Raw genomic sequence first — 20,877 nt, 5'->3', positions numbered from 1 at the left:
GTTTCTGGGCATACTATGGCGAATAAACGGGAAGAGACCAACATCATGTCGTTAAAGAGGGTTATGTAATATGAACAAGTCTTCTGATCAAAATCGAAGAACAGTGCCAAGTGTTGTCAAGGATGCCTTTCGCATTCATGCAACCCCTTTCCCATGGAAAAAGGCAATCGGGTCAGGCATCGCTTCAGGATTTCCTGTGTTTGTCGGCGCATTGTCGGGACACACGGATTTCGGTTTGACCGCTAGCATCGGCGGTTTTGTTTTTTTATATGCAGGCGGGGAATCGTATACGAAACGTATTCTGAAGCTGCTGTTAGTTTCAATGGGGATCGCCGCATCGTTTGGATTAGGGACGCTTTTGGCAGGGACTTTCTGGAGCATGGCGGCTGTTCTGGGGCTTATCGGGGCAGCTGCAATGTTTATTTTTGGCGCGCTTGGGATACAAGGGCCGGCACCGATGTTTTTTGTCCTTGCCTTTTTGGTGAGCTCGGGTTTGCCGGCAGATCCTTCAGAAGCTCTGTTCAGAGCGGGACTGACATTTGCCGGCGGGCTTTTCGCCACAGGAATCGCCTTGATTGGCTGGATCAATAACAGGCATGGACCGGAAAATACAGTGCTGAAAAGAACATACCGCCAGCTTGCATCCTGCCTTTCCGATGTCGGAACTCCTGATTTTCATAACGCGCAGCATCAGACCGTGCTGATGCTGAGAACAGCCCGTCAAACGGTGCTCGGCAAAGGGAATAGATGGAGAAAATCGCCTCATGATGAACGTTTTATCCGCTTGCTGGAAAAAGCGGACGATCTCTTCATCTCAATCATTCATTTTTCTGCCGAAACACCAAACGCAGATAAGGCGCAGATCGCAAAGGCACTTCGCCAAACTGCCGACATGCTGGGGCAATCTCGTGTTTCCGATGCGTTTCCTATTCAGGAGGATGAAGCGGAGCCAGCCCGGAAGCTGTATGAAGAAATCAACGAGGTGTTGAGTATCGCTTCACGGCGGAATGATGATCCATCGGACGCGGAGCCAAGCCGGCTGCCATCCTCCTATTACTTTCTGAGAAATGCCTTTGACTGGGAGTCACCTGTTTTGATTCGGGCATTAAAGTATGGGATTGTGCTGTTTGGGGCGGCTTTGTTTGCCAATGCCTTCGGTTTTCACCGCTCTTACTGGATTCCGCTCTCGGCAGCGGCGGTGATGCTGGGCACGACTGTTGTCTTTACGCTGCAAAGAGCCATTCAGCGTTCGGCAGGAACCGTAATTGGAGTGATGCTGGCAGGGGCGATCCTGTTCTTTAAGCCATCCGGCGTGTATATCGCTTTATGCATCACAATGCTTCAATTCCTTCTTGAAATGCTGATTGTCCGCAATTATGCTTTGGCCGTTCCTTTTCTGACCGCAAACGCGCTTGTCATCACAGAAAGCATGCATGGCGGCTTGGGGGCTGGTTATTTTATAGCGGCGAGGCTGACCGATGTGGCTGTCGGCAGCATAATTGGCCTAGTGGGAACGATGCTTTTGTGGAGACGTTTTTCGGCAAAACGCCTGCCTGAATACATGAGGGAAGTGATCAGGCTGGAAGGGGAGTTTATGGAGAAACTGTTAGCCGGACAGCAAATAGACGGACATCAGCTTAGAGTGGGCTTAGTCAGGCTTCGGGATGCATATGATAAAGCACTTGGAGATTTTCCAAAAGCAAAAGCGGATACGCTGTGGCCGGCGATCTCTGGAATACAGCACTTAGGTTATTATTTGCTCTCGGCTCAAGCCCATCACCGACCGCCCTCTCCGGTTTCTGAAGAAGAAATAAACCAATTGAGAGCGTTTTTTGAACAGGCCGAGCAATCAGTATTGATGAAAATGCCGCCCGCTGTTATAGAAGTGCCGCGTTTTCCGTATTATCCGCGAATCAGCGGGGAGCTCTACACATTGTATACAGGTTTGCGAACAGCTTATGAAAAGTAAGCTGTTCGTACTGGTTTTTTAAAAAAATCTTTAATTCGAGATATTTTACTTGAAAGCAATTTTTATTGCACCTATAATAAGGTTTAAGAGATAAAGAATAATCATGACGCGTCTGAATGATAATAACGGATGTATAATTTTAAAATTGAAAGGGCTGGTAAAAATGGCAAAAGTATTGTATATCACTGCTCACCCGCATGATGAAGCGACTTCTTACAGCATGGCAACCGGTAAAGCGTTCATCGAATCATACAAAGAAGCAAATCCAAAGGATGAAGTTGTACATATCGACTTGTACAAAGAAAACATTCCTCACATTGATGCTGATGTATTCAGCGGCTGGGGCAAACTCCAGTCCGGCGATGCACTTTCTGAGAACGAAAAAGCGAAAGTGGGCCGTTTAGGAGAGCTTAGCGATCAATTTGCATCTGCTGATAAATATGTGTTCGTCACACCATTATGGAACTTCTCATTCCCGCCGGTGATGAAAGCGTACCTTGATTCAGTTGCAGTAGCAGGAAAATCTTTTAAATATACTGAACAAGGTCCTATCGGCTTGTTAACTGATAAAAAAGCGATTCACATTCAAGCGCGCGGCGGCTATTATTCAGAAGGCCCTGCGGCTGAAATGGAAATGGGCCACCGTTACATTGGCATCATGATGAACTTCTTCGGCGTTCCATCCTTCGATGGCATTTTCGTAGAGGGTCATAATGCAGAGCCTGACAAAGCACAGCAAATCAAAGAAGATGCGATTGCCCGTGCAAAAGAAGCAGGAAAAACATTCTAATGAAAAGCCTCCCCGTATAAAGGGAGGCTTTATTTATTATTCTAACGAAATGGTCCGTTTCTCTTCACTGCTTTTCAAAGCCGCTTCAATGATCCGGATGACATCAATTCCCTCTTCAGCTGTGACAGGCAGCGGCGCGCCTTCGCGTATGCTGTCTGCTATTTTGCGGTAATAGGTAAGGTAAGAGCCGTTAACTGATGGAATGGTTTCTGTTTTTTTGTTCTCGCCATGAACAGTTGTCAGCTGACCGTAAGACTCAGGATCATCCGCACCCCAGCTGTCATCCTCCGGTTTTTTCCCGGCTCTGAGGGCATCCTCCTGTCCGTCGATCCCATATTTGATAAAGCTTGATTGCTGTCCGTGAATTTGATAACGCGGACCGTTTGCCGGGGCGATTGATCCGCCATATAGAATGGCTTGGAGCTTGCCGTAATCCATTGTCAGATGAAAATAATCAACGGTTTCAGCATGTTCTCTTTGAGCCATGACTTTTGCGGTTACAGCTTTAGGCATGCCGAATAAATGCAGTGCCTGGTCTATGATATGAGAGCCGAGATCATACAGCGTACCGGTGGCAGCACCTTCTTTTTCCCGCCATTTTGCTTGAACCTCAGGTTTGTATCGGTCATAGGAGATCTGATATGTATTAATATCTTCTAGAGACCCGTCATCAATGAGTTTCTTAATTGTTAAAAAGTCATTATCCCATCGCCTGTTATGATATACGCTTAACAAGACGCCTCGTTCGTCGGCCGCTTTTTTTAATTTCTCCCCTTCTTCAGCAGTGGCTGTCATCGGTTTTTCAATAACGACATGTTTGCCCGCCTGAATGCATGCCAATGCGTATTCGTAGTGGAGGCCGCTCGGAGTGGTGACGATGACAAGGTCAATTGCCGGATCATTTGTCATCTCCTCAAGCTCATGCACTACCTCGGCATCAGGGAAATCACGCTTCACCTCTTCCGTTCGCGATGTCATCACCTTGCTGATATGATACTCATCCAGAACGGCAAGCAGCGGCGCGTGAAAGACCGAGCCTGACAGTCCATACCCTAATATCCCTACCTGTATCGTATTCACTTTTCTTCTCCCCTTTTAAAAGTGCATTGATAAAGGTATATACCCTTATCTTCAAATGGTAAAACCTGCATAGTGAATTTTTTTGCCGCCGCAAGCTTAGACAACGGTTTGGACAATCAGTATAATGGGAATTAATATATGAAACAGAGGTGTGCGCATGGAGAAGCATAATGAACATAAAGCATTAAACCATAAAAGCTCGAAAGAAAAGGATCAAATTACAAACCGATTGAAACGGATAGAAGGCCAGGTCAGAGGCATTCAAAATATGGTGGAAAACGATCGATATTGTGTTGACATTCTAGTGCAGATTTCAGCTGTTCAGGCGGCAATGCAAAAAGTGGCTCTCCACTTGCTTGAAGATCACGCCCATCATTGCGTAGCAGACGCCATCAAAAGCGGAGACGGGGATCAAGCCATCTCGGAGCTATTAGACGTATTTAAAAAATTAGCGAAATAATGATGTTTTATTATTGTAATACCCTACGGGGGTATGGTAGGATGAAAACAGATCGAATAAACAGGAGGAATTCATATGGAACAAAAAACATTGCAAGTTGAAGGCATGTCTTGTCAGCACTGCGTCAAAGCAGTTGAAACGAGTGTGGGAGAGCTTGACGGAGTTAGTGCTGTTCATGTCAATCTTGAAGCGGGGAAAGTTGATGTCACGTTTGATGCCGGCAAAGTGTCAGTCAAAGACATTACGGATGCGATAGAAGACCAAGGTTATGATGTAGCCAACTGATTCACGGTATCGCGCCTTCATCAAGGCGCGATATTTCTTTCATTTTTATATACCCCCCGGGTGTATATAAAGGAGTGAGTGTATTGAGTGAGCAAAAGGAAATTGCGATGCAAGTATCTGGTATGACTTGTGCGGCGTGTGCCGCAAGAATTGAAAAAGGCCTGAAGCGGATGCCTGGTGTCACGGATGCCAATGTGAATCTGGCGACGGAAACGTCAAATGTCACCTATGACCCTGCTGAAACAGGAACAGAAGCAATCCAAGAAAAAATAGAAAAACTGGGTTATCACGTCGTAACGGAAAAAGCTGAGTTTGATATCGAGGGCATGACCTGTGCGGCATGCGCCAATCGGATTGAAAAGAGGCTTAGCAAATTAGAAGGCGTTACAAATGCTCCGGTGAACTTTGCGTTAGAAACTGTAACAGTTGAATACAACCCAAAAGAAGCGGCTGTCAGCGATTTTAAAGAAGCCGTTGATAAGCTCGGATATCAACTTAAGCTGAAAGGCGATGAGGATAGCGAAGCCGCTGCTTCTAAAAAGAAAGAAGAACGGCAGCAAACAGCGAGACTGATCTTTTCAGCTATTCTGTCATTTCCTTTGCTGTGGGCGATGGTGAGCCATTTTACGTTTACTTCGTTCATTTGGGTGCCGGATTTATTCCTCAATCCGTGGATGCAATTTGCCCTTGCGACCCCGGTGCAGTTTTTGATCGGCTGGCCGTTTTACGTCGGCGCATATAAGGCGCTCAGAAATAAAAGCGCCAATATGGATGTATTGGTTGCACTCGGAACAACGGCTGCTTATGCTTACAGTCTTTATCTTACGATTCGAAGCCTCGGTTCCCATGGGCATACTGACGGCCTTTACTATGAAACAAGCGCGATTTTGCTGACGCTCATTTTGTTAGGAAAGCTGTTTGAAACGAAGGCGAAAGGGCGCTCATCAGATGCCATTAAAAAGCTCATGAAGCTGCAAGCCAAAACAGCTGCGGTCGTAAGAGACGGACAGGAGCAAATCATCCCGATAGATGAAGTGGCTGTTGGTGATGTTGTTCATGTCAAACCAGGCGAACGAATTCCTGTCGATGGAGAGGTGCTGGAAGGCCGCTCGGCTGTAGATGAATCCATGATTACAGGAGAAAGTCTTCCCGTTGACAAATCTCCCGGTGACAGCGTGACAGGAGCGACTGTGAACGCAAACGGTTTCCTGAAAATCAAGGCTGTTAACGTCGGGAAAGAAACAGCGCTTTCTCATATCATCAAAATTGTGGAGGAAGCACAAGGATCAAAAGCGCCGATCCAGCGTCTCGCCGACCAGATCTCCGGCATTTTTGTGCCAATTGTATTGGGGATCGCCGTCCTCACGTTCCTTATTTGGTATCTTTGGGCGTCTCCAGGTGATTTTGCTGAAGCGATCAGCAAGTTTATTGCGGTTCTCGTCATCGCCTGTCCATGTGCACTGGGCCTTGCCACCCCGACAAGCATTATGGCAGGATCCGGACGGGCGGCTGAATTCGGCATTCTTTTTAAAGGCGGAGAGCATTTAGAAAAAACACATCGCCTTGATACCATTGTTCTCGATAAAACCGGAACAGTGACAAACGGAAAGCCGAAGCTGACTGATGCCATTCCGGCCGATGGCTTTGAAGAAACAGAGCTGCTCCGGTTCGCAGCAGCAGCTGAAACGGGCTCGGAACACCCGCTCGGCGAAGCGATCGTTGCCGGTGTGAAAGATAAAGGGCTGGAGATACCGAAACTGACCCATTTTGAAGCGAAAGTAGGCGCTGGTATTTCAGCCGAAGCCGGAGGCAAAACGATACTCGTCGGCACAAGACGGTTAATGGAGAGCGAACGGATTGAGCATGAGGCTTTTCTTCCTCGGATGGAGGAGCTTGAAGGAGAAGGAAAAACGGTGATGCTCGTATCCATTGATGGAGCAGCAGCGGGGCTTGTAGCGGTTGCCGACACGATAAAAGACACGTCGCGGGAGGCAGTCACCCGTCTGAAAGAGATGGGTCTGGATGTCATCATGATGACAGGGGACAATCGCAGAACGGCAGAAGCGATAGCAAAGGAAGCTAGAATTGACAGCGTCATTGCTGAGGTCCTTCCTGAGCAAAAGGCAGCGGAAATCTCCCGCCTGCAAAAAGAAGGACGCCAGACGGCAATGGTCGGTGATGGAATCAACGATGCACCCGCGCTTGCCACAGCGGATATCGGGATGGCAATTGGAACAGGCACCGACATCGCGATGGAAACAGCGGACATAACGCTCATTCGCGGCGATCTGAACAGTATTGCGGACGCCATCCGTATGAGCAGACTTACGATGAAAAACATTAAACAAAACTTATTCTGGGCGCTTGGCTATAACAGTCTCGGCATACCAGTCGCGGCCCTTGGATTTTTAGCGCCATGGATAGCGGGGGCGGCAATGGCTTTTAGCTCTGTATCTGTTGTTCTGAATGCGCTGCGTCTGCAAAAAGTAAAATAAAAACCGGTGATTTGCCGGTTTTTATTTTTCATTGACACTTTCTTGGAAAACACCATATAATAGATGTAACTATTATATGAGTATATGCTCATATATGTAATTTTGATACTCACACTCATTCATATGCTTTGATGAGGGAACCCTAAATCGGAAGGTAAGGTGAGACAAATGAAACAAGTGACGCGGGAATATGTTCTGGACGGTTTGGATTGCAGCAACTGCGCACAAAAAATCGAAAATGGCGTCAAAGGCATCAAAGGTGTTGACGGATGCGCGGTTAACTTTGCAGCAAGCACACTGACTGTCTCAGCCGATGGCAAAGAAGAACAATGGGTCACCAATAAGGTCGAGAAAAAAGTAAAATCAATTGATCCTCATGTAACAGTTCGTCCGAAACATAAAAAGAAATCAGCAGATGACGGTTATCGAAAAAGAATGATCAATATGCTGATCAGAATGGCAGCAGCGGTCCTTCTCGGAGCGGCGGCATATTTGATTCATGCCGGCCCAATGCTGGAATTTTTATTATTTTTCGCCGCCTACTTGATAATCGGAGGAGACATTGTCGTTCGAGCGGTCAAAAATATCAGCCGCGGACAAGTGTTTGATGAACATTTTTTAATGGCTCTTGCTACAATCGGCGCTTTTTTGATTCAGCAATACCCGGAAGGCGTTGCTGTGATGCTGTTTTATCAAATCGGCGAGCTGTTTCAAGGAGCTGCGGTCAGCCGTTCTAGAAAATCGATCAGTGCATTAATGGATATCAGGCCGAATTACGCCAATATAAAAATAGGAGACGGCATCAAGACCGTTTCTCCGGAGGACGTGCAGACAGGAGACATCATTGTCGTCAACCCAGGAGAAAGCATACCGCTGGACGGAAAGGTTGTGCAGGGATCGGCGATGGTTGATACATCAGCGCTGACAGGAGAATCTGTCCCAAGAAAAGCGGCAGAAGGACAAGAAGTCATGTCCGGCTTTATCAATCAAAACGGCGTTCTGCATATCGAAGTAACAAAAGGCTATCAGGATTCCGCAGTATCCAAAATATTAGATTTGGTTCAAAATGCGAGCAGCCGCAAAGCGCGGACTGAAAACTTTATCACGAAGTTTGCCAAGTATTATACACCGGCTGTCGTCATCATCGCCGTCCTGCTGGCATTTGTCCCGCCGCTGTTTATTCCTGGCACTTTACTTTCTGATTGGGTGTACCGCGCGCTTATTTTCTTAGTCATTTCATGCCCGTGCGCCCTTGTTGTCTCCATTCCGCTCGGTTTCTTCGGCGGAATCGGCGCAGCTTCGAAGGCCGGGGTGCTTGTGAAAGGAAGCAATTACTTAGAAGCCTTACATCAAGTCAAATACGCTGTGTTTGATAAAACAGGCACACTGACAAAAGGCAGCTTTGAAGTGACAGAGATCAAACCTGCGGAAGGTTTTTCGAAGGAGACGTTACTCGAAGCCGCGGCATACGCTGAGCTTCACTCTCAGCACCCGATTGCAGAATCTGTGCGGAAAGCCTATGGAAAGCCGCTTTCCCCGGACACAATCGAGTCATATGAGGAAATATCCGGGCACGGTATTTTCGCAAAGGTGAACGGAAAAGAAATCCTTGCGGGGAACAAGAAGCTGATGGAAAGAGAGCAGATTGAGAACGTCCCGGATGAAAACGCCGGTACAATTGTTCACGTGGCTATTGATCAAAGCTATGCCGGGGCGATCATCATAGCAGATGAAGTAAAGGAAGACGCAAAACAAGCGATCGCAGATTTGAAATCGCTCGGTATCAAACAGACAGTCATGCTGACGGGCGATTCAAAACAGACAGGGGAAACAGTCGGAAAACAGCTCGGCCTCGACGAGGTTTATACGGAGCTGCTGCCGGAGGATAAAGTGGAGCGGGTAGAAGCATTGGAATCGAAGCTGCTCCCGAATGAAAAACTCATTTTTGTCGGTGATGGAATTAATGACACTCCGGTGCTTGCACGCGCGGATATTGGAGCGGCGATGGGCGGACTCGGATCAGATGCAGCTGTAGAAGCCGCGGATGTTGTGCTGATGACAGATCAGCCGTCAAAAATAGCGGAAGCGATTCGGATTGCAAAACGGACTCGGCGAATCGTGTGGCAAAACATCGGCTTTGCTTTAGGTGTTAAGGCCATTTTCCTCTTACTCGGAGCGTTTGGATTCGCGACCATGTGGGAGGCGGTTTTCTCAGATGTCGGTGTTACGCTTCTTGCTGTTGCAAACGCTATGCGCGTGATGCGCCTCAAAATGAGATAATTGTCGGAGAGAATTCACTATTTCGGGCTTTTCTTATAGACGGTTGTCTTGTTAAAATAAAGAAGTGGGTCAATTGAGATCCGCTTCTTTTTTAATTTTAAAACGATGAGGTGTCGGAGTGAAAAAGAAACAGCAGTCTTCTGCGAAATTCGCGGTCATCCTTACGGTTGTCGTTGTTGTCTTATTAGCAGCAATTGTCATCATTAATAACAAAACGGAGCAAGGCAACGAAGCAGTGTCAGGACAGCCGTCTATCAAAGGCCAGCCTGTGCTTGGCAAAGATGATGCACCGGTAACGGTAGTGGAATTCGGAGATTATAAATGTCCGTCTTGCAAGGTGTTTAATAGCGACATCTTCCCCAAAATCCAAAAAGACTTTATTGACAAGGGCGATGTGAAATTTTCTTTCGTGAACGTCATGTTCCATGGCAAAGGCTCAACGTTAGCGGCTCTTGCCTCAGAGGAAGTATGGAAAGAAGATCCTGATTCTTTCTGGGCATTTCATGAAAAGCTGTTTGACAAGCAGCCGGACACAGAACAGGAATGGGTAACGCCAGCGGTTCTCGGTGATATCGCAAAAAGCACGACAAAGGTAAACCCTGATACGCTGAAGGATAATCTTGATAAAGAAACATTTGCTTCTGCAGTGGAAAAGGATTCTGACCTTAATCATAAAATGAACATAAAAGCAACGCCTACGATTTACGTTAATGATAAAGTGATCAGTAATTTTTCGGATTATGAAGAAATTAAAGAAACGATAGAAAAAGAGCTGAAAGGGAAGTAAGCGAATGAAAAATAGAATTGTTTTTTTATATGCTTCCTGGGTTGTTGCTCTTATCGCCATGCTGGGCAGCCTGTATTTCAGTGAAATCAGAAAGTTCATCCCGTGTGAACTGTGCTGGTACCAGCGTATTCTCATGTATCCGCTCGTTCTGATTTTAGGAATCGCCACCTTTCAGGGTGACACACGCGTGAAAAAATATGTGCTGCCGATGGCGATTATCGGCGCATTTATTTCGATTATGCATTATCTGGAGCAAAAAGTGCCGGGCTTTAGCGGCATCAAGCCATGTGTAAGCGGTGTGCCTTGCTCGGGTCAATATATTAACTGGTTTGGTTTTGTGACCATTCCGTTTCTGGCCTTGATTGCTTTTATTCTGATCATCATTTTTATGTGCCTTCTAAAAGGCGAAAAATCTGAATAAGAAAAAAGCGCCCGCGAATGCAGGGCGCTTTTTTTACGGTACACATGATAGGCACTGCCAGCGGCAGACTCATGCTGATCGGCGTTTACTGTTTTCCCTCTACATTTATCTTTTTTTTATCATAAAAATGTTATTGATTTTAAGCTGAAGCGGTTATAAAATCTAGAGGTCGTCAGAAAATTTAACAAATATAAAGGGAGTCATCAGAATGGCTTGGGAGCTGCTCAGTGTGATCGGCATCATTGCGTTTGCGGTCAGCGGCGCAATTGTTGCGATGGAAGAAGAATATGATATTTTAGGTGTTTATATATTAGGGATTGTCACAGCTTTTGGAGGAGGAGCGATCCGCAATTTGCTGATCGGTGTTCCTGTGTCAGCTTTGTGGGAGCAGGGTGCGTACTTTCAAATCGCTCTGATATCCATCACGATCGTTTTCCTGTTTCCGAAGCTGTTGCTGAAGCATTGGAACAAATGGGGAAATTTATCGGATGCGATCGGTCTTGCAGCTTTCGCTATTCAAGGTGCCCTGTACGCCGTCAAAATGGGGCATCCGCTTAGTGCCGTTATCGTGGCTGCGGTGCTGACGGGAAGCGGCGGAGGAATCATTCGCGACCTGCTTGCCGGGCGCAAGCCGCTCGTGCTGAAAGCGGAAATCTATGCGGTATGGGCGGCGCTCGGCGGTTTAATCGTCGGCTTGGGCTGGACCGGAAACTCGATCGGTTTATACGCGCTGTTTTTTGTGCTTGTCGTATGCCGCGTTTGTTCTTATATGTTTAATTGGAAGCTGCCAAACCGTTATTTTCGCTTAGATAGCCAGTAAATAAAAGAAACCTCATCCATGTCGGAGAGGTTTTTTTATTGCAGCCAGCTGGATCAAAGTCCTTTCAAATGCTGACCGAGCAGAGAAAAGTTGTTTGAAATTAATAAGTAGCCCAAAATGTATAGCTGATGGTCTTTTTAGTTCCTGTGTTAGTGAATTTGAATCTGTAATTTGTTTTGTAGCTTTTAGAAGCTTGTTTGTAACTTAAATTTGTAGAGCCTTTTTTCTTTGCATAAAAAGTTTTCACATTTTTCCAGCCTTTATTTGTCTTTTGTTGCAGAGTTGCTGTAATTTTCCCGCTGCCTGATCCGTTTGCCGTAATGTTGGCCCAAGTTCCTTGCCCTGGATAATAAATATGAAAAGTTGGCGAGTAAGTATAGTTTTTAAATGAGCCCGAATGGTAATGAGTACTCCATATTTGACCTTTTTTAATCCAATCTTTAGCTTCCGCTTTGTTGTTTACTAGGTCAATAGCCGTAAAACTAGTTACGGATACAACGAAAGCCAGCAACATCATATATAGCTTTTTCTTCACTGAGTATTTCCTCCTAGATTATTCTGGTTCTTTCTTCATGTTCATATCATAAATCGCGAGAAATAATGTAACATCGTCCTAATCTCCCAAATTAGAAATTTTATTTTGTTGAAATATGTCGAAATTGGATGAAAAATGACTATTTTACTGCGTCTATAGGTATGATAGCAAGGATGAAAGGCTATTGATTTTAGTTGCTATATGGATGATAATACAGCCAGTTTGATCACTCTTCACGTGAGATGAACTGACAAACACGGCAAAGCTCTGTATGTTTTTAAAATGAAAAAGATATATTATATCGAAGATTGAATGGAATAAGGAATCGAGACTAAAGAAAGAGAAGCTTCGCAACCTAAAAAAAGCACGTACAACAGTGACGAATGTGAAATCTTAAAATAAAAAACCGATTTCGAGTTGAAATCGGTTTTTTTATGCATATAAATAACCCAAACCTTGAACGATGTTGGGTGAATGTGCTATTATAAATTGTATTTGCCTGTTTTTATCATATATTAAATATATATCCAATTCTATTTTACATTATTTCTTCTTCGTTTGTCAACTATTTTCTGGAGGTGCCGTTCATGAATCAGCATGATAAGGAATGGAAAGAAGAGCAGTCAAGAATAGATGATGTACTGCAGGAGCTCGAGAATAAAGAGCGGCTTCTCGAAACGTCCGCGGGCGGATTAAAGCATGATATTATCGGATTACGAAAAAACTTCTGGGAGGATGTCACGGTTAACTTTGATGACATCCATGAAGCGGTTGAAACGATGGCAAGCATGAAGCAGCAGGCAGAGCTGCTGTCTGATCGGGAACGGAATCATCGGCATATGGATCAGCAGCTCAAACGAATTCATCAATTAAAAGCATCGCCTTATTTCGGCCGGATTGATTTTATTGAAAACGGCGAGAAACAGGCGGAGCAGATCTATATCGGTTTAGCATCCTGTATGGATGAGCAGGAGGAACACTTTCTGATTTATGATTGGAGAGCACCGATATCAAGCCTTTACTATAATTATTCCCCAGGAAAAGCTGAATACGAGGTTCCCGGCGAAACGATAGAAGGGGAAATGGTGCTGAAGCGCCAGTTTATCATTAAAAACGGCGCTCTCAAAGCGATGTTTAATACTGATATGACGATCGGCGATGAAATGTTGCAAGAGGTATTAAGCCATCACTCTGATACACAAATGAAAAACATCGTGTCCACGATTCAAAAAGAACAAAATCAGATTATCCGAAATGAAAAAAGCAAATTTCTGATTGTGCAGGGTGCGGCAGGCAGCGGAAAAACGTCAGCAGCGCTCCAGCGTGTCGCTTATTTGTTATACAGGAACCGCGGTGTAATTGATGCCGGACAAATTGTTTTATTTTCCCCAAACTTTTTGTTTAACAGCTATGTCTCCTCTATTTTGCCTGAATTAGGCGAAGAAAATATGGAACAGGCGACGTTTCAGGAATATATCGAGCATCGGCTTGGCCGCAAGTTTCAATGTGAAAACCCCTTTGATCAGCTGGAATATTGCCTGACCAAAACAAAAGATGGCAGTTTTCAATCAAGGCTTGCCGGAATCACGTGGAAGGCAGGCTTATCTTTTCAGCAATTTATTGATGAATACGCCAGCAGGCTGTCTTCTGAAGGTATGATCTTTAAAAATATCGTTTTCCGCGGACAAAAACTGATCACAAAGGAACAAGTCCAAGCGTATTTTTACTCGCTTGATCGAAGCCTGTCGATTCCGAACCGGATGGAACAAACGGCAAATTGGCTGCTGAGTGAGCTTAACAAGCTGGAGAAAAAGGAACGGCGAAAGGATTGGGTCGTTCAGGAAGCCGAGCTTCTCGACAAAGAGGAATATTTGGAAGTGTACAAAAAGCTGCAGGCAAGAAAACGGTTTAGTGAGAGTACATTTAACGATCATCAGAGAGAACAGCAGCTGCTTGCCGCCATGATTGTAAAGAAGGCCTTCAAACCAATTAAACAGGCGGTCAGGCAGCTGGCGTTTCTTGATGTCAAACAACTGTATCTGCAATTGTTTTCTGACTGGGGAAGCAAAGCTCAAACAGAGGCGACGGCGGCAATAGGGGAGCTGACAAGGTCGGCATTTGGAGAAAATAAATTGCTCTACGAGGACGCGTCTCCATTTCTATATTTGCAGGATTTGCTAGAAGGCAGAAAGAAAAGCACGCAGATCAAACATCTATTTATCGATGAAGCTCAAGATTATTCTCCATTCCAGATGGCGTATATAAGGAGTATTTTTCCGTCTGCCAGCATAACGGTGCTCGGTGATATCAATCAGTCTATTTACGCCCATGCGATAAACGGTGCAGCACGTATGGATGCCGGCTTTGAAAAAGAGCAGGCTGAATGTGTCCATTTAAAAAGAACGTACAGATCAACGAGACAAATTGTGGAATTGACGAAAGCGCTGCTGCAGGATGGGGCGGACATTGAGCCTTTTAACAGAGATGGGGAAATGCCCTGCGTGTTAAAAAGCGAGGGCCGCGAGGATCTTTGTCAAAAGCTTACGCGAGAAATTGGGCGACTTAGAAAGAAAGGGCATGAAACCATTGCTGTTATTTGCAAAACGGCGCAGCAGTCAAGACAGGCACACGCTCAAATAAGCGAATATACCGATATCCGGCTGATTCATAAAGAAAACCAAACGTTTCAAAAGGGAGTCTGTGTTATTCCGGTTTATTTAGCGAAGGGAATTGAGTTTGACGCAGTACTTGTCTATGATGCCTCAGAAGAACAATATAGAACAGAGCACGACCGCAGGTTGCTGTACACTGCCTGCACCCGGGCCATGCACGGGCTGACTGTTTCTTCTATCGGTGAACCAAGTCCGTTTGTGAGTGCTGTGCCCCCTCATTTATATAAGAGTGCTGATTGAAAGAGAAGGGAGGCCTTCTCTTTTTCTTCATTTAAATGAGATAAAGGGATTTTATCATTAATAATCTTAATCGTTATCATCATGTAAATATATTTTACTTGCGGTGTGTCTTCCGGTAAAGTTCAATTAGATACTATTTCGATCAGTTTATACAATTTTGTGAGGTGGATACGTTGCAACTTCAGGTAATGAACAGTCCGTTTAATCAGGAGCAGGCAGAGCTCCTTAACCGCCTTCTGCCAACCTTGACAGAATCTCAGAAAATCTGGCTGAGCGGCTATTTATCAGCGCAATCTGTTTCCGTCTTGGAAACATCGGGGGCGCTGGCTGCTGTGTCTGCGGGTGTAACGGCACCGGCCATTTCAAAAGAAGTCACCGTCCTTTACGGTTCACAGACGGGAAACGCACAAGGGCTTGCAGAGAACGCCGGCAAGCAGCTTGAGGAGCGAGGCTTTCAAGTCACCGTTTCATCCATGAGCGACTTTAAGCCGAACCAGCTCAAGAAAATTAACAATCTTCTGATTGTCGTCAGTACGCATGGCGAAGGTGAGCCGCCTGATAATGCGCTGTCGTTTCACGAATTTTTGCACGGAAGACGGGCGCCTAAGCTTGATGATCTTCGCTTTTCTGTTTTGGCGCTTGGTGACAGTTCATACGAATTCTTCTGTCAGACAGGAAAAGAATTTGATCAGCGCTTGGAAGAGCTTGGCGGAAAACGAATTTCTCCGCGCGTTGACTGTGATTTGGATTATGATGAGCCGGCTGCTGAATGGCTGGAAAGCGTATGTGAGGGCTTAAGTGAAGCCGAGGGCGGAAGCGCCTCGGCGCCTGCGCCGGCCGCAGCGCCTCAAACTGGTGAATCTGCGTATTCAAGAACAAATCCTTTCCGGGCGGAAGTGTTAGAAAATTTAAATTTAAACGGCCGCGGATCAAATAAAGAAACACGCCATGTAGAATTGTCTCTTGAAGGATCAGGCCTTACGTATGAACCTGGTGACAGCCTCGGCGTCTATCCGGAAAATGATCCGGTACTTGTCGATTTGCTGCTTCAGGAAATGAATTGGGACCCCGAAGAAATTGTGACGCTGAATAAGCAAGGCGATGTCCGTCCGCTGAAAGAAGCGCTGATTTCTCATTATGAAATTACTGTTCTCACAAAGCCGCTTCTTGAACAGGCTGCTCATTTGACGGGAAGCGAGGAGCTTAGAGAGCTTTTAGCACCGGGAGATGAGGGTAAAGTGAAAGCGTATATTGAAGGGCGCGATTTGCTTGATCTGATCCGGGATTATGGCCCGTTCAGTGTAACGGCGCAGGAGTTTGTATCCATTCTTCGAAAAATGCCGGCCCGCCTCTATTCAATTGCGAGCAGCTTATCCGCAAACCCGGATGAAGTGCATTTAACGATTGGTGCAGTCCGGTACGACGCGCATGGCCGCGAACGAAAAGGCGTCTGCTCGATTTTATGCGCGGAGCGTCTGCAGCCGGGAGACACACTGCCGGTTTATGTCCAGCATAATCAGAACTTCAAGCTTCCGAAGGATCCTGAAACACCGATTATCATGGTCGGCCCTGGGACAGGCGTTGCGCCGTTCCGTTCCTTTATGCAGGAGCGCGAGGAGACGGGAGCTGAAGGAAAAGCATGGATGTTCTTCGGTGATCAGCATTTTGTCACAGATTTCCTTTATCAGACAGAGTGGCAGAATTGGCTGAAAGACGGCGTGCTGACAAAAATGGACGTAGCGTTCTCACGCGATACGGAAGAAAAAGTGTATGTGCAGCACCGCATGCTTGAACAGAGCGCAGAACTGTTTGAATGGCTTCAAGAAGGAGCGGCTGTTTACATTTGCGGAGATGAAAAGCACATGGCACACGATGTCCATAACACACTCTTAGACATTATAGAAAAAGAAGGCAATATGACCCGTGAAAAAGCGGAAGTTTATCTTGCCGATATGCAGCAGCAAAAACGTTATCAGCGTGATGTATACTGATTTGACCTGAAAGGAGTTTTTCAACATGGTGACCAAAATCTTAAAAGCACCGGACGGCTCTCCAAGTGACGTCGAGCGCATTAAAGAAGAAAGCGATTATTTGCGCGGCACACTAAAAGAAGTGATGCTGGATCGGATCAGTGCGGGAATTCCGGATGATGACAACCGCCTGATGAAACACCACGGCAGTTATTTGCAGGATGACCGCGATCTCCGCAATGAACGCCAAAAGCAAAAGCTTGAACCGGCTTATCAGTTCATGCTGCGCGTCCGTATGCCGGGCGGCGTATCGACGCCTGAGCAATGGCTCGTGATGGATGATCTTTCGCAGAAATACGGTAATGGCACCCTAAAGCTGACGACGCGTGAAACGTTCCAGATGCACGGGATTTTAAAATGGAACATGAAAAAAACCATTCAGACGATCCATTCGGCTCTTCTGGATACAATCGCGGCTTGCGGAGACGTAAACCGGAATGTGATGTGCGCATCGAATCCTTACCAGTCTGAAATCCATTCTGAAGTATACGAATGGTCCAAAAAATTAAGTGATGATCTCCTGCCTCGAACAAGAGCGTATCATGAAATTTGGCTTGATGAGGAAAGAGTGGCCGGCACGCCTGACGCAGAAGAAGTCGAGCCAATGTACGGGCCGCTTTACCTGCCGCGGAAATTCAAAATCGGTATTGCGGTTCCGCCGTCAAATGACATTGACGTCTTTTCGCAGGATCTCGGATTCATTGCGATTGTGGAAGATGGCAAGCTCATCGGTTTTAACGTGGCAATCGGCGGCGGTATGGGAATGACGCACGGCGACAAAGCGACATATCCGCAGTTAGCCAAGGTAATTGGGTTCTGCCGCCCTGAACAAATGTATGACGTTGCTGAAAAAACAATTACGATTCAGCGTGACTACGGAAACCGTTCCGTCCGTAAAAATGCCCGTTTCAAATACACAGTTGACCGCCTCGGTTTGGAAACAGTGAAAGAGGAATTGGAAAACCGTCTCGGCTGGAGCCTGGAAGAAGCGAAGCCGTACCATTTTGATCATAACGGCGACCGCTACGGATGGGTGGAAGGCATTGAAGATAAATGGCATTTTACGCTGTTTGTCGAAGGCGGCCGTGTGACGGATTACGAGGATTATAAGCTGATGACAGGCTTGCGTGAAATTGCTAAAGTTCATACAGGCGATTTCCGTCTGACAGCCAATCAGAACTTGATTATCGGCAATGTTCCAAGCGAGAAAAAGGATGAAATCAACGCATTAATCGATCAATACGGGTTAACTGACGGAAAGCATTATACAGCGCTGCGCCGCAGCTCTATGGCGTGTGTTGCTCTTCCGACCTGCGGATTGGCGATGGCTGAAGCAGAACGTTATTTGCCGTCTCTTTTAGATAAAGTGGATGAGATTATTGACGAAAACGGTCTTCGTGATGAGGAAATTACCATTCGCATGACAGGCTGTCCGAACGGCTGCGCCCGCCATGCGCTCGGAGAGATCGGATTTATCGGAAAGGCGCCTGGCAAATATAATATGTATCTAGGCGCTGCGTTTGACGGCAGCCGCTTAAGCAAAATGTACCGCGAAAATATCGGAGAAGAAGACATTTTGAGCGAGCTGCGCGTCCTGCTTTCCCGCTATGCGAAAGAACGCGAGGAAGGTGAGCACTTCGGTGATTTCGTCATTCGCGCCGGTATCATTAAAGCGACAACTGACGGGATGAATTTTCATAATTGAGATGAGAGACAGGGGATTGCCCCTGTCTCTTTTTGATTTTGCTTTGCGGCAAAAAAGTTCACCATGAGCATATCATGAGAAAAAATACCCTAAAAAGGGTACTATAAAAGAAGACTAGTGTGGAGGAGACTCCTGCGGAATCCAGTATTGGATGTAAGGCCATCCTTTATCTTTTGCAAGCCTCAGCCTCTTCGGACAAATATTTATCAACTCATCATGCAGATATGCAGCAGATTAAGGAGGTTATGCATTTGGACATATTTTTAGTCGTCCTTGTTTTACTGGCTATTATTGCGATTTCTAACATTGTCAATCGGTTTATCCCGCTTATTCCAGTGCCTCTGATTCAGGTGGCGCTTGGGATTATTGCCGCCTCATTTCCACAGGGGCTTCATTTTGAATTAAACACGGAATTGTTTTTCGTCTTGTTTATTGCGCCTCTTCTATTTAATGATGGAAAGAGGACGCCTCGGGCGGAGCTTTGGAATTTAAGAGCTCCAATTTTATTGCTTGCACTTGGCCTTGTATTTGCGACTGTGATTGTAGGAGGATACACGATCCACTGGATGATTCCTGATATTCCGCTGGCAGCGGCCTTTGGACTGGCAGCCATTCTTTCACCGACTGATGTTGTCGCTGTCAGCGCATTATCAGGAAGGGTGAAGATGCCGAAAGGAATTCTGCGCCTGCTTGAAGGGGAAGGGCTGATGAATGATGCATCAGGTCTGGTCGCCTTTAAATTTGCGATTGCCGCAGCGGTTACCGGGGCATTTTCACTGGCGCAAGCAGCTGTCAGCTTTGTGTTTATTTCTGTTGGCGGCCTTTTGTGCGGGGTTGTCATTTCGTTCTTGATTATCCGCTTTCGTCTATTCCTGCGCCGCCTTGGCATGCAGGATGTCACGATGCACATGCTGATTCAAATTCTGACGCCTTTTGTGATTTATTTGGCAGCGGAGGAAATCGGTGTTTCCGGCATTTTAGCCGTTGTGGCGGGCGGTATTACGCATGCGGTTGAACAGGACCGTCTCGAATCGACGATGGTGAAGCTGCAAATCGTCTCATCGAGTACGTGGAACATTATTTTATTTATTTTAAACGGTCTTGTCTTTGTCATCCTTGGCACACAAATTCCGGATGTCATTTCGGTGATTTTTAACGATACAGCGATCAGCAACATGAAAGTGATCGGCTATATTCTGGTCATTACATTTACGTTAATGCTTCTTAGATTTCTGTGGGTGCTGTTCTTCTGGAACGGCAAGTGGTTCTTTAATAAAGATCAAACCATTTATAAGCCGGGACTTCGTTCTACATTGTTAATTTCCATTTCAGGTGTGCGGGGAGCGGTTACGCTTGCCGGTTCATTCTCCATCCCATATTTCCTGGAGGATGGCACACCGTTTCCGGAAAGAAATCTGATTCTCTTTTTAGCCGCAGGCGTCATTTTATGCACGCTTGTTATTGCCACCTTCGTGCTTCCGCTTCTGACAGAAAAAGAAGAAGATGACGAAGAAAAAAATAAGAAGCTGCTGACGGCGAGACGCAAACTGATTAAAACGGCTCTCAAAACGATTAAAGAAGACATGAATGATACAAACAAAACGGCGTCTCTTGCGGTCATTGCCGAATACAATGAGAAAATGAAAAACCTTCGTTTTCAGCAATATACAACGTCAACCCGCATAAAAAAGTATGAACGGAAAGTCCGTGCTCAAGGGATTAAAGCCGAGCAGGAAGAACTGATGAAACTGCTGGAGCGGGGAGACATCCCGGAAGAAACGGCAAACGCTCTGCAAGAACGGTTTAATGAATTGGAAATTTTGTATGCCAACCCGTTTAAAGTCGGTTTATCAAAATCAAGGCTGAAACGTCTGATGTATTGGATTTTCTTCGGAGAACATAAAAAGCCGGAGATGTCGATTTTAAACGAAGAGGGATTAATGAGAGCAACTAGGGTTAAAACGGCTAAAGCTGCGATAGGACATTTGGAAAAGCATATACCGGAAGAACATAAGGAAGTATTTTTATCTGTCATCTCGTTTTATAAACAATTAATTTTCAGATTGGAGCACAGCCATCACGAACATAAATCGAACGCCCATTTTGAAAATCAGAAGCTGGAAGTGAAGCTGAAGGCTGTGCAGGCGATCAGAAATGAGATTCAGACGCTCTTTGAGGAGCGGGAAATTTCCCGGGACATCTCTCATGAGCTTCGCCAATATATTAATGATGTGGAAGCCGCAATGCTAGAAGGCGGCGAATAATTCCAAGAAAAAAAGCTGGCATCGGACGCCAGCTTTTTTCTATA

15 protein-coding genes are annotated in these 20,877 nt (G+C 45.9%); 13 read left to right on the top strand and 2 right to left on the bottom strand.

The window, feature by feature from the left end:
• Nucleotides 1-70 precede the first annotated feature (70 nt).
• Both AU387_RS03885 and azoRB read left to right on the top strand, forming a co-directional pair.
• The gene (locus tag AU387_RS03885) at nt 71-1,969 is read left to right on the top strand and encodes an FUSC family protein (protein ID WP_059334897.1); all 1,899 of its coding nucleotides are present in this window, start codon (nt 71-73) and stop codon (nt 1,967-1,969) included.
• Nucleotides 1,970-2,132: 163 nt separating this feature from the next.
• Nucleotides 2,133-2,759 carry an FMN-dependent NADH-azoreductase AzoRB gene (azoRB, locus tag AU387_RS03880; protein ID WP_044160338.1) on the top strand — a complete coding sequence of 209 codons (627 nt, stop codon included), beginning with the start codon at nt 2,133-2,135 and terminating at the stop codon, nt 2,757-2,759.
• A gap of 36 nt (nt 2,760-2,795) precedes the next feature.
• Here the strand turns inward: azoRB and AU387_RS03875 are convergent, their stop codons facing one another.
• Complete coding sequence (locus tag AU387_RS03875; protein WP_059334895.1) at nt 2,796-3,839, bottom strand: oxidoreductase; 1,044 nt, start codon at nt 3,837-3,839, stop codon at nt 2,796-2,798.
• 157 nt (nt 3,840-3,996) lie between these two features.
• Here AU387_RS03875 and csoR point away from each other — a divergent pair, with 157 nt between their 5' ends.
• The 7 genes from csoR to AU387_RS03840 all read left to right on the top strand — a co-directional run bounded on the left by csoR (nt 3,997) and on the right by AU387_RS03840 (nt 11,387).
• The gene (csoR, locus tag AU387_RS03870) at nt 3,997-4,299 is read left to right on the top strand and encodes a copper-sensing transcriptional repressor CsoR (RefSeq protein WP_024122845.1); all 303 of its coding nucleotides are present in this window, start codon (nt 3,997-3,999) and stop codon (nt 4,297-4,299) included.
• 75 nt (nt 4,300-4,374) lie between these two features.
• On the top strand, nt 4,375-4,584 hold the full coding sequence (copZ, locus tag AU387_RS03865) for a copper chaperone CopZ (RefSeq protein ID WP_044159112.1): 210 nt from the start codon (nt 4,375-4,377) through the stop codon (nt 4,582-4,584).
• A gap of 83 nt (nt 4,585-4,667) precedes the next feature.
• Nucleotides 4,668-7,079 carry a copper-exporting P-type ATPase CopA gene (copA, locus tag AU387_RS03860; RefSeq protein ID WP_059334894.1) on the top strand — a complete coding sequence of 804 codons (2,412 nt, stop codon included), beginning with the start codon at nt 4,668-4,670 and terminating at the stop codon, nt 7,077-7,079.
• 168 nt (nt 7,080-7,247) lie between these two features.
• Nucleotides 7,248-9,359 carry a heavy metal translocating P-type ATPase gene (locus AU387_RS03855; RefSeq protein ID WP_059334892.1) on the top strand — a complete coding sequence of 704 codons (2,112 nt, stop codon included), beginning with the start codon at nt 7,248-7,250 and terminating at the stop codon, nt 9,357-9,359.
• A gap of 118 nt (nt 9,360-9,477) precedes the next feature.
• Nucleotides 9,478-10,146 (top strand): disulfide bond formation protein BdbD, encoded by a 669-nt coding sequence (gene bdbD / locus AU387_RS03850; RefSeq protein ID WP_059292554.1) that lies wholly within the window; start codon nt 9,478-9,480, stop codon nt 10,144-10,146.
• A 4-nt stretch (nt 10,147-10,150) separates the two neighbouring features.
• Nucleotides 10,151-10,567 carry a disulfide oxidoreductase gene (locus tag AU387_RS03845; protein WP_024122840.1) on the top strand — a complete coding sequence of 139 codons (417 nt, stop codon included), beginning with the start codon at nt 10,151-10,153 and terminating at the stop codon, nt 10,565-10,567.
• A gap of 208 nt (nt 10,568-10,775) precedes the next feature.
• Nucleotides 10,776-11,387: a trimeric intracellular cation channel family protein gene (locus AU387_RS03840; protein ID WP_044159108.1), complete on the top strand. Its 612-nt coding sequence runs from the start codon at nt 10,776-10,778 to the stop codon at nt 11,385-11,387.
• A 100-nt stretch (nt 11,388-11,487) separates the two neighbouring features.
• Here the strand turns inward: AU387_RS03840 and AU387_RS03835 are convergent, their stop codons facing one another.
• The gene (locus AU387_RS03835; protein WP_059334890.1) at nt 11,488-11,922 is read right to left on the bottom strand and encodes a hypothetical protein; all 435 of its coding nucleotides are present in this window, start codon (nt 11,920-11,922) and stop codon (nt 11,488-11,490) included.
• Nucleotides 11,923-12,509: 587 nt separating this feature from the next.
• On the opposite strand from AU387_RS03835, the gene helD reads away from it, so the two are divergent.
• The 4 genes from helD (at nt 12,510) to AU387_RS03815 (ending at nt 20,833) form a co-directional block, all read left to right on the top strand.
• Nucleotides 12,510-14,834 (top strand): RNA polymerase recycling motor HelD, encoded by a 2,325-nt coding sequence (gene helD / locus AU387_RS03830; protein WP_059334888.1) that lies wholly within the window; start codon nt 12,510-12,512, stop codon nt 14,832-14,834.
• 173 nt (nt 14,835-15,007) lie between these two features.
• Nucleotides 15,008-16,825 (top strand): assimilatory sulfite reductase (NADPH) flavoprotein subunit, encoded by a 1,818-nt coding sequence (locus tag AU387_RS03825; protein WP_059334886.1) that lies wholly within the window; start codon nt 15,008-15,010, stop codon nt 16,823-16,825.
• A 25-nt stretch (nt 16,826-16,850) separates the two neighbouring features.
• Entirely contained in the window at nt 16,851-18,569 is a 1,719-nt protein-coding gene (gene cysI, locus AU387_RS03820; protein WP_044159104.1) for an assimilatory sulfite reductase (NADPH) hemoprotein subunit, read from the top strand.
• Nucleotides 18,570-18,820: 251 nt separating this feature from the next.
• A complete protein-coding gene (locus AU387_RS03815; protein WP_044160335.1) occupies nt 18,821-20,833 on the top strand; it encodes a Na+/H+ antiporter in 2,013 nt (670 codons plus the stop codon).
• Nucleotides 20,834-20,877 lie beyond the last annotated feature (44 nt).

The sequence above is a fragment of the Bacillus halotolerans genome (assembly GCF_001517105.1).
GTDB lineage: Bacteria > Bacillota > Bacilli > Bacillales > Bacillaceae > Bacillus > Bacillus halotolerans.
The sequence above is the reverse complement of the archived record's forward strand: the minus strand, read 5'-3'. Positions and strand labels throughout refer to the sequence as shown.